Here is a 16,989-nt window from a genome sequence, read left to right on the forward strand (position 1 = left end):
AATAATTCGTTATGCAAAATACAACATGGGAGAAGAGAAGAAGGAAATAAAGAAGGCAATGCCAAGCAGGACATCGGGAAGATCAGAAGAGGCATTACAAGGTAGAACTACCGCTAGTGGAGAACCAACAGTAAGTGCCAAGCCTGCAAAACCTATAAAAAAATCAGATTAGGTTTTGGCATTAACAACCATTTTTTAATTAATACGTATTACCAAAACACACGCATTCCACCATATCATTAACTAGTCAAATCTAGCAAGAAAGAGCTTAAGAATATAATAAATCAACAAACAAGATGCAGCAAAAAATTGATAACAAAACGGTTAGAGTTATCATTAGTTTTGCAATACTCGGTGCAATTGCTGCATTATTGGCTCAGTTAATCGATTTTGGTTCAGATGAATTTGATGCAAATGTAGATCATCTATTGTTTGCCATAGGAGCCTCTGCCATGGGCGTAATTTTCTTTGTAATGAAAAGAAAAAACATTACTAAATATGCAGCTGAATCATTTGAGATACTATTTTTTATCATTGTTCCTCTCACTAGTTTTATTCCGATTTTATCGGATCCAAATATGCACTTTGCTTTCTTTTTTCCAGTATATTACGGTGGAGTCAATGCATGGTTATTGGCATCCAAACATTTTATTTTTGATCCCTTGGATACTGACGAAAAAAGGATTTCATGGACTGGCATTAAACAGTTGTGGGGCATGCTGATGTTTCTTTCAGTGTTGATATTCCCTTTGTACTTTATATGGGTACAAAATAATTAATCAGACTCAACTTTCTATTGTTTCAAATCCTTTAGTGGGATTATTTCTGCATCACTATCTGTTAAGTCGATATGATGTGTGTTTCCTCTTTTGTTAATATTGACCATGCCACATTCGGTATTTAGGAAGTATTCATAGATAATATCAGAATACAACAAAAGAACTTCAATTAATTGCAAGAGATAGTCTCTATTCAAATCTAATTTGTCATCAGAACCTTTGTACCCTGTTGCATCTCTGTATTTTTGGTTAGGATAACCATTATTGTGAATAAACACATTTCTTCTGTAGAAGCCTTCGGTGAATTGATTGCAATTTTCATTTGTAGTTGATGCCAATCCCCATTCATTTGTGAGTTTTGTTAACATTTTTTTAATGTCCATTTCGCTAATCTCATAGGCTTTTTTCTCTAATTCATCAGGAGTGTGAGATTGATGCTTGTTCTTATACTTGGACTCAATCTCATATATTAGAACAAGTAATTCTCTGATAAATTCTCTAAATCTAGTAGTGAGAAACGAGAGAACCATTAAGTTCATCAAATCTACTGTTCGATCCCGATTTGCCCCATCGTGAGTTAATTTTATAACAACTTCAATCTCATCCCTTTCCAGACTCTCTAAGGCATTTCTTCCACCTTGGTTAAACAACCCAATTTTCTCATTCACTCTTTGTGCTAGATCAGGGTTTTTACTAACAAGACTTGTCCAATATTCGTCAATCCCACTTTTTTTATCTTGAAAGAATTTTGATGCCATTACTGGAAAATCATTTACTAAGTGTTTAGCCGCATCTAGATCATTTTGGAAATACACGTGAATGTCAATTATTTTCCGACCATAATATTCAGCCAGCGGATCTCTGAAGTTGTTTTTTGATACGAATCCCACACAATTACATTTTAGGCACTCCCCATCATTAGGGTGATCTGGAACATTATGTCCGCATCCTTCCCTATTACAAAAGGTATTTTCAAATGGCATTTTGTTTCCCCGATCATGATTAACACTGATCAGCTATAAACTTTGGGCTTTAATTACCAGATTAGTTTCGTTAGATATTTTCTCAATGTTTAATAATATAATCGGTTTTTGCATCCGTTTGATCGGCTAGATGAATTACCAAAGCCTCTGAAAACTGTGGTTCCTTAGGAGACCCCCATTCTAATTTTCCATGATGACTAAGTATAATGTGGATTAGTTTGAGTTTCAGATCCTTTGGAAACCCATCAATCTTTGATATTTTCTCCTCAACCATATGTTGACCTATGCTGATATGACCAATTAGTCTACCTTCTTCACTAATGGTGATAGTACTTGAAATCTCGTATTCTCTAATTTTTCCAATGTCGTGTAGAAAACACCCTGATAGGAGAAGATCTTTGTCTAATTCTGGCCGATCTTTTGCTATGGTTTTACAGATATGAATGAGATTTAGAGTATGTTCTAACAGTCCTCCAAGATAATTCTGATGTCTAGATACGGCAGCTGGGCAACGTGAAAATTTTTCCATAAATTCCGAATCATTAAGAAAACTATCAACTAGGGTAGCTATGTACGGATTCTTCATTTCAGAAAGAAGACTTCGTAGCTCCCCTAGCATTTCTGAAATGTCTTTTTTAGATCTAGGTAGAAAATCACCAACTGAATATTTCTCTACGTTTTTAATTTCATCTGTGCCTGAAATTGAAATTTGTAATGCTTGATTATATCTGATAACCATTCCTTTAACATGGATAACATCACTATTTTGGATTAAATTCCAAATCATTTGGGTTTTAGTTGATTCATTTCCCCAAAATCTAGCCTCAATTTTGCCTGTTTTATCGGCTATCTGGATTGAAAACCAAGAACCTTGCTTCCCATTTTTGTACGGAAATAATGGAGATTTGCTTCTTACAGCAAAGATAGAATCTATATTATCTCCTTCCTTCAGGTCTGATACAAATTGTAATTTTCTTATTTGTTGGTCGAACATTTTACTTCCAAAAAAAAGTTAGGGTGTTACCGTGTTACCAATGTTACCACAGTTTTCTATTAAGCTTCTAGTCATAGAGCTAAATAGTAAAACTGGTTACATCGGTTACTTCGGTAACGACCTCGCTGTTGGGGTTAAGGCTTATGCCTTTCCACACTTTGGTTGGTTTTCCATCCATTCTGCTAGTTTTAGATTCAACACGAACATTCTTCTTCAATTCCTTGTTGAAGGTAGCTTGACTTTCTGGCATTATGTTGTATTTTTTACACCATCTTTTGTAGATTATTTGCGTGATCTTCTTTGGTGCCAATGCCTCAATGTCTTCCACTAGGCATTCTTCTATGAACTTTGGAATGGGGTCTGACTTTTTCTGCCATTCTTCTCGCATCTCAGCTATTGAACGTTCATAGGTCAATCGCTTCTGAGATACCAGTCTCTTTCTTACCTTTATCAAAAGATTGAGTATTCCAGAAAGCTCTTCCTCTGTCGTCAATTCAAACTTGAGATTTGGGTTCTTTTTCTGTCCAATTCCATCTACCTCAGAGCGAAACTTTACCTTCCATTCTGTGACGATGAATCTTCTGTATGCTCCATCAGAGTTGTCATTCAACTTTGGTAGTCTATTCGCTGAGAAAAATAGCCTCGCCTTATTCTTCAGCTTGAAGGTGTTTTTGAACTTCTTTTCTGCCTGCATGGTATCTTGACTTGCTAGGGCTTTTAGCAAACCCATCTTCTTTAGCTCGTCTGATTCAATGTCGGCATAAAGATTCACACACTTTCCATCAAGATCAGCCCTGGCAAACTTGTTGTCTACCAAGTCATGAATAGATGTATTTGAGACATTATCTTCACCAAAGAAAACCTCTATGACGAAGAAAAGCGTACTTTTTCCATTTGCTCCCTCCCCCAAATGAACATAGATTAGCTCTAGATTCAAGTGTGGGCAAAGAATGGAGGCAAATTCCTCAAGTACTGTTGTCCTGTCCTTATGGTCAGGCAAGCTACTCATCAGAAATTCCATGAATCTCTCTGGTTTTGCCTTTGGATTGTGTGGTACTGATAGTTGTATCCTACTTGGATAATCAGGCGTATGTTCCTTGAGTTCTCCAGTTTCCAAGTTCAACAGACCATTCTTTACGTTCAGGATCTTTGGATCACTGTCAAATGCGTCTCTTGGAATATAGGAAAGTCTCTTAATCGTGTTGATGGTTTCCTTGCAAATTGATGTATCACAAGTACCCATCAATTTTTGGCATTGTTCTTTTATGAGTACCTCTGCTCCTTCCTTGTAGATTCCATCTTCATAGACAAGAATTTCTTCAGTGTCTTTTAGTGTCTGAAAGTGGAAATCTTTTGTTATTTTTCGTGCCAGAATAACATGTGGAGACTGCTCAAAAATCTCACGTGATTCTATGTCGCTAGTACCAAAGTTTTCTTTTTTATTTCGTTTTTTTCTACTCATCTGTTATTTTGTTTCAACTTTATGTTGATCTTTTACCATCGTTGTTAATGTGATTCACACCATAGGACTTCAGTCCATGAGACTAGAGCATAGTTTGTGCTCAATGATTAATTGATTTAATTAACTTAAAAGACTTGGGCAAACAGTTGAACATGTCTTTTTCCTATCTGAATTAGCCGCTATCTTCAGTGGTTTTTAGCTTTTCAGTTATAATCCTTGCAACAAATCTACTTCTTGGAAGATCACTTCTTAGCTGGTCAATCTGTTGCCATGTGTTTTCGTCTAAAGATATTGATTTCTGTATTTGACTCATGATTAACCTAGCTTCTCTTTGTTTTATTAAATTGGTGGCTACAGCTTAATGCTAAATTTCATGCCAGTAGCTAAGTAGACTATATAGGACATATAGCCTATATAGACTAAAATTTTACTTTTCATCCAATCTTACGTGGCATATTACCAAAAATCAGGATTATTTCTGCACTCTAACTCCAAATAGGTAATTCGGAAACAAAGGATCAACCTTGTTTTTAATAAACACCGCCCCTGAAAAAATACAGGTATTTGGACGATACTGGAAATGAAAAACCGTAACTTCACAAGAATCATGATAGCCATTAAAGGTAATAATGACTGCTTACAATGATTCATAATGCAAGAATCTGATATTGAATCTTTGAAAGTTGAATTAGGAAATTTGCAAAAGCTACACACAGATTTAGAAAAACAAATGATGAAATTTGACGAAATTATTCCATTTGAACGGCAAACCACTGCCATGATTTTTTCTCCACGACTTTTGAACATGATGCTAGCTTGTGGGCCGCAAATAGAATCTATGACTAAGTTAATTGCCAAGCGTTGTAATATTGATGCATTTGATATTGTTGATGATGCAGGTACAAAATGGTCTAAAAGTGTACCAAAACTGATTCAGGAAATTAACTCTAAAGCGGTTTTAGCCAAGTTTCGTATTGTCTCAAAACCTCATCTGCTATTATTTACACCATTTACATTACATTTAGAATGGTGGCAAGACTATAACAATCTAAAACATGGATTATCTACCAATCAATTTAAGATTAATTATACTGTGGTGATGAACGCATTGGCTGCATTAAGTGCATTACATTGCATAGCTGATAAGTTGATGGGATACTCTGATGACGATATACCACAAGTTCTAGATGCAAAAAATTGGGTTAATGATGAATATTTTATTAAAATTGCAAACTTGGATAAAACTAGCACAGTTAATCATTCTTGGGAATCACTATTGTTTCAAGTTGATGCATTCTACAAACCATTTTGATTGTATATTATAATGTACAAACATATTCCAAAATGGAAGCATTTGTACTAGTGATAACCTCAATTATCTTAACTGTGAGTGATGATCAAAGGTGATAATAGATAGTACTCATTTTGTAATGGCAGATTACATGGTAGATCTAACCAGACAACAGGCTTACGCTGCTGTACAACTGTGCCTACAAAACGCTAGAGAATACCTTAAAGATGCAAAAATGCATTATGATAACAAGAGGTTTCAGCACATACGTATTCCACTTCAATTTTCATTAGAGGAATCTGGAAAGGCTAGAGCTATGATAGATCAGCTACAAAATGGACAGCAAACTATACAGATGAATCGCGATATGCGGAAAGGACATCAAATTAAAGTGGATTATATTAGACAATTTGTAAAACCTAGCAAACAGAAAGAACAGGAATACAATGATGTTTGGAGTGCTTGTCCTTTTCTTAGCCCAAGTGCAGAACCAATTTTTGATGGCGAAGCCGAAGAAATGAGAAAAATGATGCAAGAACAGATTGCAAGCGATACAACAAAAAAATTCATAGAATTGGATAAGGACATCATTAATAGTTTAACTGTAGATGCCCATGAAAAACGACTTGGTACGCTAGTTAATTTTGACGATAACACGTTTGATCCCATATTGGCTGGATCTATGAATGAAGGTCATTGTTTAGTATTGATTGACGCAATTAACAATATGTTAGATGATTTCGATTCTACATTTTCCAAAATTAATCCATGAATGGGTATCAAAACCTTATTGGCATTATCATGTTCGCAAAAATAAAAGAATAGCAAAAGATACTAAAATCATAATCGTTCCACTCGACTAGCTGCCCATCCAGCTGTATTCCAGAAGATTTTGACTAGAGCAATCGTAATTCCTATCAATATAAGAGGAATAGAAACATACCAAATATTATCGGTAAAAAATAGGGCAAAGATGCCTAAAATGATGCAAAATATCGAGACCTTAGCAGCTTTGTGACTCATTTTCATACATCCTAATGCCTGTTGACGCAATTGGTTAATTCGTCTGTTTTAGTGATTATCTTTTGTTTGTATGGCAATAATCCACTGTTAGTAGGTGTTTTCTCAACTAATAAGACCATTTCAGCTGAATTTACTATTACCTGTTCCATAGCATCTTTGCCAGAAGATGGAATCATTGCCGAAGCTGGTAAGCTGTTACATTGCGAGACAGCATTATCCAAAGATTGCAAATAATTATCCAATACCGATTTTGCCTTTGTTATATCCATAGAGCTTAGTTGGGAAGCTGTTGAGCTTGAATTGAAACAATTTTGCTTCCATATATCCTCCCATTTCATCCGCACATCTGGATCTGGATCGTAGTTAATTATTTGTACCATGCCAAGACACACATCCGAGGTACTAATCCTTCCATTCATTTCAGCCTCTCTATAAGTATCTGATACTGCCCAATATGGCCTGTATTTTAGAATGCCATTCTTGTCCACAGCGTCTTGATAATCCTGCAGCTTTTTCTCATAAGATTCCTGTTTTTGAATCGCTTCCTGTTTTTGTTGCTCCAATTGTTGTTCAAACTTCTGCTTTTCTTCCCGTTCTGCAGCTTGTTTGGCATATTCTTCTGGATAAAGCATCTGATAAGTAAATGCCGCAGATAGTCCAATGGCAAAAAACCCAACTATTCCAATTACAATAACAAGCGTAATTTTCTTAGCTCTACCCATAGGTAATTTTGGAGGCTTGTTTATCACTGTGATTAGAATGTGTGTATATTGTATTTAATTTGTGCTAAAAAATATCCTTACAGATTAATCACAGTTTACATACTTGACAAAATCTGACGAATTATTAGGGTATATCAAAGCGAGTTCGTACAGGTATAAAATAATCAAAGCATTAGAAGGCAGAAAACTAACTCCCAAGGATCTTGCCAAAGAAACTAGTATTCCTCTCTCTCACGTGAGTAATACTTTAGCAGAGTTATTGGATAAAGAGCTAGTGGTATGCTTGACTCCCAAACTAAAGAAAGGGAGATTGTATGATCTTACGAAAGAAAGTATGAAAGCTGTGAACGATCTTGAATAATTAATTCAATCAGTCTACGATTGAGTTGGTTAGATCACAATAAACTAATAATCATAAAAATAACTACATTATACTCATTTTATGTCCAATGATGATACTAAAGAAAAAATTGAAGACGTTAAGAATATTGAAAATAAATTCTATGAATTTCTTAGAGATGCCCAACCATTAGCCTTCTTAGCATCCTTCTCTATGATTATAGCAGTTTTTGCATTTCCTAATGACAGATTTAATTCAGTTTTTGAATTTGCAGCAATAGCATCAGCTATGTTCCTAGTGTCATTTATCGTCTCATTGATTGGACGAATAGCTCTATTTGGAGAATCATTAGAAAAATCAGATAGATCAACATATACCGATCTAGCAAGATATGGTACTTTCTTTTTCTTTGGAATTGGAATAATTTACCTTATCCTAATTCTGCTAGAGTTCTCAAAAACTATCTCTTCGTCAATTACTTCTATCAGTATAGGATGGGTTCCTCTATTCATGGGGATTGCCATTTTTCTTTCTGTTAGAAAGGGAATAAAAGATTCTATAAAAAATGACTCACTCATACGAAAATTAACCAGTATTGTCTTTATAGTTACAATTACATTGTTACTTTTTGATGGTGTCAAGAATCTTACCAAAGGATTAACTGGAATAATTCTAATTCCAGATGATATTTCTCGAGTTCTTTCATATTCGCTATTTGCTCTATTTGGTGCAGTTGTTGTTTTGATGGGAATACAAAATAAAAAAACAAAAGGTTCGTTTACTAACCCAGATTATAAAGAAGGAAAAACTGGTCAGATATTGAACATTGTTTATGTAATAATCGCATTCGTTTTCATAGTAGTCATATTTATGCATACAAATGCCACAACAAACTGTGACGAAAAATGTAAATCATATTTCGAAAATCTTGGATTTTTATGTACTAAAGAAAATGAAAATATCTTTTCATGCAGATTTGTTGCAGATAAGCCAATCACAGTCATAATTCCACAAGATGCATCAATATCACCAAATGAAAAAAATTTTTCACCAAACCAAATTGTTGTTAGTTTAGAAGTAAACAATACCATACGTTGGGTTAATCTTGATAAAAATAATCATAAAATAATGAGTGATGATAATCTGTTTAATTCTAACGAGTTATTTTCTGGTGATGCATTCACGTATCGATTTACAAAAGAAGGTGCATATTATTATCATGGTGACTTGCCTTGGTTATCAGGCAAAATAATAGTTAAGGACATTGATGTCAATTACAAAAAAGGGAAACCACTAGAACAGATGACCAATGAACAAAATATCTTTTATTTAATATTTAGAACAACTGATAATTGGAATCCAATACAAAAATTATCAATTTTATCAAAGAATTCTATAATGCTAAACTTACAGAATCAGACAGAACCACAACCTATGGCAATCGGGGATACTATTGTAGTGAATTGTCTCATTTATGAGGATCATCCCATAAAGGCAAACATGACGTTGATGGAGATTAATGAAAATAAGTCATATGTGATTTTTAAAAAAATTCAAAGAAATACTGAATTTTGTGATGATGGAGTAACTTTTGTATCTTGATAACAATTCTTGAGATGTCGATTCGCTTATGATCTCACTATTGGCATTGCAAGAATTTTTAGGCTTTAATGATGGTGTGACTATACACAATACCACACATGTTATTGATATAACTCCTAGTGTGATTTTTGGTATTTTTGGAATCATAGTTATTTTACTATATACAAAAACTAAACTGCTTAAATTTCTTGAAAAAGGTATTGCGAGAGCTTCTGATCCAATAACAGATCATAGTACTCCATATGAGCAATTTCATGTAGATAAGCTTGAAACCATCAGGAACAATATCCTGAATAACTATCGTATTCTGATCACTATTTATGGGATATTGCTTGCTTTTGTTATTTCAGATAAAATTTCCTATGTTTTTTCCACGTGGTCAATGATCATTTGGTTAGGATATACATTAGCAGTCATAGTTAGAACGGGGATGATCAGCCTAGATTTATCTGATATTATTGAAACCGAAACTAATCTGATAAAACTCAAAGTTCGATTATTTGCGGCAAAGAAATTTCAAAAACACAATCTGTATCTTCTTGTTGTTACAGTTGCGTTTTTACCAGTGGTCTTTCTTTCACCGGCACCAGACATTGATAAAATAATGACATTGCCTTGGGGTATCCACATAACTGTGCTTGCAAGTGCCATAGCAATAATAGGTACATTTCTGGTGTTTTATTTTGTCCCATTAAAAACAAGATTATTTGAAACTAGGGGGGGACTCTTTGATACCTATATCTTCGTAATTATGCTGATTATATTATCCACTCTTAGCTACGTATTCAGATCTCCCGTTGAACAAATCACAATTAGTTTTCTAAATAATATGCATGTGGTGCCAGGAATAGTTCTTACTGGTGCAGGAGTTATCGCATTGGCAGGAGCCGTAGCATGTGGTATTTTTGTAAAAGGACTCTTTGGCTTGAGTAGACTATTTGGAAAAGATTAGAATTAACACAAAAATATCTCAGGTTGTTATTTAACCGCATTAATAATTGTGGTCTCTATTTGTACCTCTAAATCCTTGTTTGAATAATGGGATTCCAAGTTTTTATCCATTTTTTCCTATGCTCACTCATCATAGGCAAAAAATAATGTCTCTGGGAAACATTTCCTCTCCTACCCTGCATAAATTCGGCTAGAAGTGGGTCTATTTTCATGGCGTTAATGGTAAAATTGAGTTTCCTCAAATCTCTCAAATCAAAACCTAGTGCTTTTTTGGTTATGTGATAATACACTTTCCTGCTTATCGTGTGTTTAATCTCATCATGGATTAGTGGATGACAATAAACGGCATTAGCTTTCTTTGTCTTTCTATCCCAAAATAATTCCATTATTCCATCATGGCATAAGTCAGAATGATTGTTAAATGCCTTCAAGCCTTCCGAAGTTCTCAAACCGGTAACAAGCATAAAGAAACCGAAGTTGCTGTATCTAACTGGTATCTTTCTTAATTTTTCAACCACATCATTGACATTGAGTTTCTTTCCTAGAGTATAGTTGTCAATGTATTTCCTTGACGACCAGTGAAGCTCTTTTCGTTTTAACCATTTTGTAAATTCCTCATGGATGTTGGTATCATTAGAAATATCCAGATACCTAGTAAGATTAGAGACAGCCTTCATAATTTCTAGTCTGGTACGGCTGGAATCCATCAAAACAAGCCTATCTGAAAAACCATACTCCCAGTATTTCTTAGAATATCGGAATAGCTTGTTTGCATAGGACTTTTGTTTATTCGCAAGAAGCCATTTACTATAGTCATCCCAGCTAATTTCTTTAGCAGTTTTTTGAAATAATTCTACTATGGGAAAACTTCCAAGCCCGTTACCCGGGTTCAAATCCCGGCGGCCGCACCTATTTTCTGGGAATATAGTTAGGAAATGAGATTTTGCACTAAATTCTTCTAAAATTATGTGGATAGAGGAGAATTTGATTAAGTGAAATTATTAATCAAAACTACGATGAGTACCAAAACCTAGTATTATCAGACAATAAAGATCATTTATCTAAAACCCGTCCTAATCGTATCCCGTGAAAATCACTCTTGTATTGATTGTAGGTATAGTGTTCATGTTATCCTACAGTATTGATACAGTTTCTGCATATTCTACTACTGCTATTACTGTACCATCTGGAACCAAGTATACGTTATGGACAGATCTAAATGCAGGCAATAGATTTCAAGTTTCAATATCTGTATCTGGGGGAACAAATGATGATGTTTATCTGGCTGTAACAGACCCGTATGGCAACACTCTGGTATCTGGAAGAATAGTTCAACAATACAGTACAGAAATTGTTGCAGATTCTACTGGACGTTATAATTTTGAATTCGATAACAACATGTCTGCTGTCAGCGACAAACAAGTGTCGTTTTCTTATCAAACAATATCACAATCCCAAAACCCAAACACACCTAGTTCAGATTCTACAAACTATAATCCAAATGTCCAAGAAAGTTATCATTATGTTTACATCGATCAATTGCCAGACTATGCCACAAGTTATGCAACAAATGTGATTTATGAGGCAACAAATGCATGGACTAATGCTAATCCAGACATCAAGTTTTACAAAGCAGAAACAGAGGGACAGGCTGATTTGGTTGTTCATTGGATAAGAGATTATGGTACTGTAGCCGGTACTCTTGGAGAATATGTTAGGGGTACTAAACTAGTTCAAGTCGGACTTGGAGATAGCAACTGTCTTGGAACATGGCAACCATATTCTACACAAACCGTGGAACACATTGCTACACACGAAATTGGACATTTCTTGGGGCTGGATCATTCCTCAAATCCTAACAGCATCATGTATCCAGTTATACCAATTGATTATGGTGAAGTCACAATTCAGCAAAATCTTGCGGCAGGATACATTTCATATGTCCCGTTCTGCACTAGCAAAGATGAGACTTCTTTCCATTATTCTATAACCTCGGATGATCCAACCTATGGATTCAAAGTGTATGTGGTTCCAGCTATCAGCGAATATGATGGTCTAAAAAATAGCTTATCATTCAATCATTATTCTGGTAGTGGATGCTATGGAGAAAATTATATCACGTACGGCAACACGTGTGAGGGAATATCAAAAGGTAGTGGTTTACTCATCATACTTGATAACAGACAAACAAACGCCCTAACAAAATTAACCATAACTCAACAAGAGATACCATTTACAACGGGTACAATGCAATCCACTACGTCTGCAATTGTATCATACAATTACATGTCTAATGCTGAGGAGACACAAGCAACCATGCAAAAAGCTATATCTGAAGCGCAATCTTCACTACAATCTCAAATAGATGCGGCCGCAAAAGCACAAGCTCAGGCAGAAGCACAAGCGGAATCTGTAGCCCAAGCAAAAGAGCAAATGCAGAACAAAATAAACACGGTAATGGAAAAGGCACAGTCTGAAATTTCAAAGGTAAAATCCGAAGCAGAGTCGAAAATAGGTGCAATATCGGAGGCTCATGAGAAAAAGGATGTATATCAGAGTCAGATCGATAAACTAAATTCTGAACTAATATCTTTGGAAAAATCAATTTCTGATAAATCAGATGAAAGCTCCCAAGATGAAATCAATATGGCGGATACCAGTCCTACAAGGGATTATACGTTGTTCCTCCATATTACTATCAAAGCGTAAGTGGAGAGATAGCATCATCAATTACTGTGGAGTTCTGGCTAGAAAAATAACTTCAAATATTTTTTTATTTTTTGCAGAATTAGTTTAGGATTTTGTGATTATTTCAATGGATCTTTTCTTCCATACAAATGACACACAAAGTGCAACAAGATAAGCAACAATCCCAATAATCATGGCGTATGATGCTCCATACGTTATTCCAATCACAACCGATAGGACCGCTCCAAGTACAGAGAATGCTCCGTTGATGGCCCACATCCATGGAACAAATGTTGGCTTGTACATTTTTACAATCCTCATTCCAGTCGGCATCGGTATTCCCATAAGAAATCCAATTGGAATGAGAAGACCCACGCTAATGAGTACTTTTTGAATAAATGGCTCAGCTATCACAGAATAGATTATTGTGGGTAGTACCAGAACATAAAATACGCCCATTGCAGTTATCCCCCCAATAACAAATGTCAGATTTTTTGTGTTGTTTTTTGCAAGCCTTGAGCTGACAAGGCTTCCAACCCCGCTTGAGAGCAACACTGTGAACAAGAGTATTGCAAATGTCATTGTTGGATTTCCAAGAAGCAGAATTAGTTTTTGTAACAAAGCAAGCTCAATTAGAATAAAGCCCGTTCCAAGGGCAGCGAAATATATCACGATACTTTTGGCTTTTAGCTTATCATTTGAGGCTGATTCATCTTTTTTTCTTAGCCAAAAGTATGGCCCAACTAAGAAAATTGCTGTAATCATAACACTGATGTAAAGGAGAGCCTCCAGGATATGTGGAAACGGCTTTTCAAATGACAAAAAGTATGGGCTGTCATCTGTCACCGGATAGGCCTTTGTTGGAAACTTTTCATAAAACTCTGGCAGTGTTATTTGGTTTTCCAACAACTGTGAGTATGGTTCTAAGGCAACTTGTCCGGGTATTATTATTGGCTTGTAGCCATCCCTGTAAAATGACTCGGACAAAAATGCAATCTCTTCTTGTGTAAATGGCGCCTTTGAGAGTATCGCTAGGGTAACACTCGGATCCTTATCAGTCGAGTCGGAACTAACAATTAGTATGTGCTTGTAAACGTCTTGCTGGGAAACGCCATTTTTTTCCAAAACCGTAGTAAAAGTTGAAACAAACCTTGGGGCATCAATTAACCATCTTACAGCCACAACCTTTCCTCGGTCAGTCAGATGATCATAGTATTCTTGGAATCCTTCTACTGTGTACAAAAAGTTTTCAGAAACACCAAGGCCTCCGGAAGATACTGAAGCCCAAGTGTCTACAAACGGAATGTAGATGACATCATATTTTTCTGTAGAGCGGGAAACAAAGCTTCGTCCTTCATCCACATTTGCGTTTACATAGTGGTGAGAATACAGGTTTCCTGCCTTGTCCCCATAACCTTTGACGGTCTCAAAGATTATTGGATTTATCTCAACCGCTGTAACATCCGTGCTCCCACTTGCCAGAGCAGCAACGACGTCTCTGCCTCCACCAGAGCCAATGATGAGGACTTTGGGGTCATCGATCATCTTAAATGGCAAGTATTGCATCCACGATGAAAGATCCTTTCTGCTCTCAGGATTGCCATCCCACGAAATTATGTTGGTGCCTGCGCCGCCGTCGATGAAGATTTTGGCAACTAGGCCTTCTGCTGCACACTGTGGCTGGCCAAATATCGGATCTAAGGAACGCGGCTCACAGTTTCCAGTAGGACCTTCTACTACATCTATTCGTGAAAATGAGTTCCATTGTGTCTTTACAATGTGGGTTCCAGGATTTTCTCGAAGAAAAATCGGCAGGTCTTTTTGGGTTTTCGAATCGGTGGGAATGGAAAAGATCTTTTCTTGAGAAGTCATGTTGACAAAAAGAAGGGAGGAAGCAAACGCTACAACGGCAATGCTAAGAAGAATTTTCTTTTTGTTTTTGGTTATTGATGAAAAAATGACGGCACAAACAGAGGAGATCAATCCAACAAGCAATGTAGTTCCTTCGCCACCAAAGATTACCAAGAATAGTACCACGCCCAAGGCGCCAAGCGATGCGCCTATGAGGTCTGATGCATACAGCCTTCCAGCTACATGAGCAAAGGCGCTAAATGCAGCCGAGATAATAATCCCTACAAAGAAAAACGGTATGGCAAAAAGGAGCATAAATAACGGCAGATAGGTCACGTGGGACTCTAGCGTATGCATTACAACAAGCGATATTGGAATGACCAGAGCAATTCCTATTGCAGCAGCAATGGTGAGGTTTGCTGCCCAGTTTTCTTTGATCTTCTTTAATCTATAGTGTACGACTAGTCCTGATGCACCAAGGCCGACTAGGGCAACCGATACTGCCACAAAAGCAAAATGATACCATATTGCTGCCGAAAAGATTCTAGTGATGGCAATCTCTAGAATCAGACCAGAAAGGGATGTCAGAAAAATTCCTGCAAAGAGAAGCCTTGTGTTTATTTTGGTAGGAGATAGCCCTAAATCTGACAAATCATTTTCCTTCTTTTTGATTCGTATATTATTCTTTTAGTGAAAATTTGCCACACCTACCAAATCCTAATTGCTGCGTCTGGGTAATCTCTACAGTAGTTATGGAAAGTTGTTTTTCAATTTGAGTAGTTTGACAAAAAGATACGCTAAAAGTCCGATGGATGACCATACAGAAATACTGGCAAGAATTATAGCTGTTGGAAGAACTAATGGCGGTATTGAAAAGCCACGGGATTTGCCATAAATATTATCATGATAGTTGGATAGTTAACGAATCCTGCAATTATGTCTAGATAATGTTTATCATAAGATAGAGTTGCAATATAGCTTATGACGCCGGCCAAAAGACCATACAAAGCAAACAGAAACACAATTCTTTTGTCATCTTTGAGTAACTTGGATAAATGAAAGTAGGAAGAACTTTTTTCAATCATTTGGTTTTGTTTCCATTTTTACAATCGCAAACCATATGCCAAGACCTACGATTGGAAGTCCCATGAAGATAAACCAGTGTCCGATGGGCTCAAGCGGCCGTGTGGAGTCTTTTAGCTCATTTACGTTTACATTTATCATCATTGGAATCGTGTAGCCCTGTAGAAAACACCCACAATTACTAAATAATTTCTGGTAATCCTGTAACAATTGTATGCTATTATTCGGTACATCACCTCTCTGTTCTGCGTCAGGATGTACCTTGAGAGAATATCCTCGCCCAGCATTCTCTTTATTACAGAAAATATGGTCTCTGCCTTGCTCCTCTGGTGGTATGATCCCCAGTCAAAACGACGCTTTATCATTTTGCGGTGGAAACCCTTTGTTTTCCACACCTGCAGGGATTCGTATTTTGGGCGTATGATGGTACGTGGTATGCCAAGATTTTCTGTCATGACATGGTTCTGCTCAGAATCATACCCCCGGTCTGCAACGACGATCCCGACAGGAACCAGCCGTGTAGCTTGCTGTAGCAGTGGTGCAAAATCGACGGAATCGTGCCTCCTGCGATGCCGTATCTTGATGCCACAAACGATTTGCCTCTCATGTCTGCTAGTATGGATACCTTGACGAATTTCCTTCGTAGTTTGAGGCGTTTTGTATAATAATATAGTGCGTAGCACAGTATGAGGCCTGACCATGGGACAGCCCAGTAGAGTCGATTCCTGCAAACATTTTGCGTATTCTGGCATGTATGACAAACGATTCGAGGATTCGAATCATAATGCCGTGTGTCAGACGGGCTGCTGCCTTCTGCAGTGTCGTGTAGTGTGGGATTCTGGACAACCCAAGAAACTCTCCCACACCAAAAGCTTCTTGTAGGAATTCAACAAATCTACGGTAACTCTTGCACTCGTACTGACGCAGTACAAGCAAGATCAGGTGCTGCCAGACCGTGAACACGTGGTTGGATTTTCTGTGCAGGTATGGCGGTATCCTGGCCCTTTTTATTATCTGCATCATGGTACGAGCCATTCTCGCGTATCGAGATGGCTTCATGGTGTAATGCAACGATGTTATCAGCTTTAGATCTGTCCGTGGAATCGGATCTACAAAATGGTCAAAAATCGGTGTTTTCTACAGGGCTATTTCTATTATCTTTCTAATTAAAGGAAAGATTCGTACCTAGGCATAATTAAAGCCTGAAAAAGTGCAAAATA

At 36.7% G+C, this 16,989-nt stretch carries 18 protein-coding genes; 8 read left to right on the top strand and 10 right to left on the bottom strand.

Features of this window, described 5'->3' with window-relative positions:
• The first annotated feature begins 25 nt into the window (after positions 1–25).
• Both NITUZ_RS09910 and NITUZ_RS00680 read left to right on the top strand, forming a co-directional pair.
• A complete protein-coding gene (locus NITUZ_RS09910) occupies positions 26–172 on the top strand; it encodes a hypothetical protein (RefSeq protein WP_155991149.1) in 147 nt (48 codons plus the stop codon).
• A 124-nt stretch (positions 173–296) separates the two neighbouring features.
• Positions 297–779, top strand: a complete 483-nt coding sequence (locus tag NITUZ_RS00680) for a hypothetical protein (protein ID WP_048194227.1) — start codon at positions 297–299, stop codon at positions 777–779.
• Positions 780–793: 14 nt separating this feature from the next.
• Here NITUZ_RS00680 and NITUZ_RS00685 read toward each other — a convergent pair whose 3' ends face one another.
• The 4 genes from NITUZ_RS00685 to NITUZ_RS09915 form a co-directional block, all read right to left on the bottom strand.
• Positions 794–1,762, bottom strand: a complete 969-nt coding sequence (locus NITUZ_RS00685; protein ID WP_048194229.1) for a hypothetical protein — start codon at positions 1,760–1,762, stop codon at positions 794–796.
• Positions 1,763–1,844: 82 nt separating this feature from the next.
• The gene (locus NITUZ_RS00690; protein ID WP_048194231.1) at positions 1,845–2,756 is read right to left on the bottom strand and encodes a 3'-5' exoribonuclease YhaM family protein; all 912 of its coding nucleotides are present in this window, start codon (positions 2,754–2,756) and stop codon (positions 1,845–1,847) included.
• 79 nt (positions 2,757–2,835) lie between these two features.
• Positions 2,836–4,218 carry a DNA primase family protein gene (locus tag NITUZ_RS00695; protein WP_048194232.1) on the bottom strand — a complete coding sequence of 461 codons (1,383 nt, stop codon included), beginning with the start codon at positions 4,216–4,218 and terminating at the stop codon, positions 2,836–2,838.
• Positions 4,219–4,390: 172 nt separating this feature from the next.
• A complete protein-coding gene (locus tag NITUZ_RS09915) occupies positions 4,391–4,531 on the bottom strand; it encodes a hypothetical protein (RefSeq protein ID WP_155991151.1) in 141 nt (46 codons plus the stop codon).
• A gap of 339 nt (positions 4,532–4,870) precedes the next feature.
• On the opposite strand from NITUZ_RS09915, the gene NITUZ_RS00700 reads away from it, so the two are divergent.
• Both NITUZ_RS00700 and NITUZ_RS00705 read left to right on the top strand, forming a co-directional pair.
• The gene (locus NITUZ_RS00700) at positions 4,871–5,530 is read left to right on the top strand and encodes a hypothetical protein (RefSeq protein ID WP_048194235.1); all 660 of its coding nucleotides are present in this window, start codon (positions 4,871–4,873) and stop codon (positions 5,528–5,530) included.
• A 91-nt stretch (positions 5,531–5,621) separates the two neighbouring features.
• Positions 5,622–6,281, top strand: a complete 660-nt coding sequence (locus NITUZ_RS00705; protein WP_155991153.1) for an AbiV family abortive infection protein — start codon at positions 5,622–5,624, stop codon at positions 6,279–6,281.
• Between the two features lie 262 nt (positions 6,282–6,543).
• Here NITUZ_RS00705 and NITUZ_RS00715 read toward each other — a convergent pair whose 3' ends face one another.
• Positions 6,544–7,281, bottom strand: a complete 738-nt coding sequence (locus NITUZ_RS00715) for a hypothetical protein (RefSeq protein ID WP_048194240.1) — start codon at positions 7,279–7,281, stop codon at positions 6,544–6,546.
• A 76-nt stretch (positions 7,282–7,357) separates the two neighbouring features.
• Between NITUZ_RS00715 and NITUZ_RS00720 the strand changes: the two genes are divergently transcribed.
• The 3 genes from NITUZ_RS00720 to NITUZ_RS00730 all read left to right on the top strand — a co-directional run bounded on the left by NITUZ_RS00720 (position 7,358) and on the right by NITUZ_RS00730 (position 10,148).
• Positions 7,358–7,615, top strand: coding sequence for an ArsR family transcriptional regulator (locus tag NITUZ_RS00720; protein ID WP_048194242.1), 258 nt, complete (start codon positions 7,358–7,360; stop codon positions 7,613–7,615).
• Positions 7,616–7,696: 81 nt separating this feature from the next.
• Positions 7,697–9,196: a cupredoxin domain-containing protein gene (locus NITUZ_RS00725; RefSeq protein ID WP_048194244.1), complete on the top strand. Its 1,500-nt coding sequence runs from the start codon at positions 7,697–7,699 to the stop codon at positions 9,194–9,196.
• A 40-nt stretch (positions 9,197–9,236) separates the two neighbouring features.
• Positions 9,237–10,148 carry a hypothetical protein gene (locus tag NITUZ_RS00730; RefSeq protein ID WP_155991155.1) on the top strand — a complete coding sequence of 304 codons (912 nt, stop codon included), beginning with the start codon at positions 9,237–9,239 and terminating at the stop codon, positions 10,146–10,148.
• Between the two features lie 67 nt (positions 10,149–10,215).
• On the opposite strand, the gene NITUZ_RS00735 is transcribed toward NITUZ_RS00730, so the two are convergent.
• Positions 10,216–11,040, bottom strand: a complete 825-nt coding sequence (locus tag NITUZ_RS00735) for a site-specific integrase (RefSeq protein ID WP_244443775.1) — start codon at positions 11,038–11,040, stop codon at positions 10,216–10,218.
• Between the two features lie 193 nt (positions 11,041–11,233).
• On the opposite strand from NITUZ_RS00735, the gene NITUZ_RS00740 reads away from it, so the two are divergent.
• The gene (locus NITUZ_RS00740) at positions 11,234–12,856 is read left to right on the top strand and encodes a M57 family metalloprotease (protein WP_048194249.1); all 1,623 of its coding nucleotides are present in this window, start codon (positions 11,234–11,236) and stop codon (positions 12,854–12,856) included.
• An 84-nt stretch (positions 12,857–12,940) separates the two neighbouring features.
• Here the strand turns inward: NITUZ_RS00740 and NITUZ_RS00745 are convergent, their stop codons facing one another.
• The 4 genes from NITUZ_RS00745 to NITUZ_RS10090 form a co-directional block, all read right to left on the bottom strand.
• Positions 12,941–15,337, bottom strand: a complete 2,397-nt coding sequence (locus NITUZ_RS00745) for a spermidine synthase family protein (protein ID WP_048194256.1) — start codon at positions 15,335–15,337, stop codon at positions 12,941–12,943.
• Between the two features lie 426 nt (positions 15,338–15,763).
• The gene (locus NITUZ_RS09920) at positions 15,764–15,913 is read right to left on the bottom strand and encodes a hypothetical protein (protein WP_177309424.1); all 150 of its coding nucleotides are present in this window, start codon (positions 15,911–15,913) and stop codon (positions 15,764–15,766) included.
• Positions 15,910–16,470, bottom strand: coding sequence for a transposase (locus NITUZ_RS09770; RefSeq protein WP_177309425.1), 561 nt, complete (start codon positions 16,468–16,470; stop codon positions 15,910–15,912). Before NITUZ_RS09770 ends, NITUZ_RS09920 begins: the two co-directional genes overlap by 4 nt.
• Positions 16,382–16,828 carry a hypothetical protein gene (locus tag NITUZ_RS10090; protein ID WP_177309426.1) on the bottom strand — a complete coding sequence of 149 codons (447 nt, stop codon included), beginning with the start codon at positions 16,826–16,828 and terminating at the stop codon, positions 16,382–16,384. The genes NITUZ_RS09770 and NITUZ_RS10090 overlap by 89 nt, the downstream gene beginning before the upstream one ends.
• Positions 16,829–16,989 lie beyond the last annotated feature (161 nt).

The organism is Candidatus Nitrosotenuis uzonensis (genome assembly GCF_000723185.1).
GTDB lineage: Archaea > Thermoproteota > Nitrososphaeria > Nitrososphaerales > Nitrosopumilaceae > Nitrosotenuis > Nitrosotenuis uzonensis.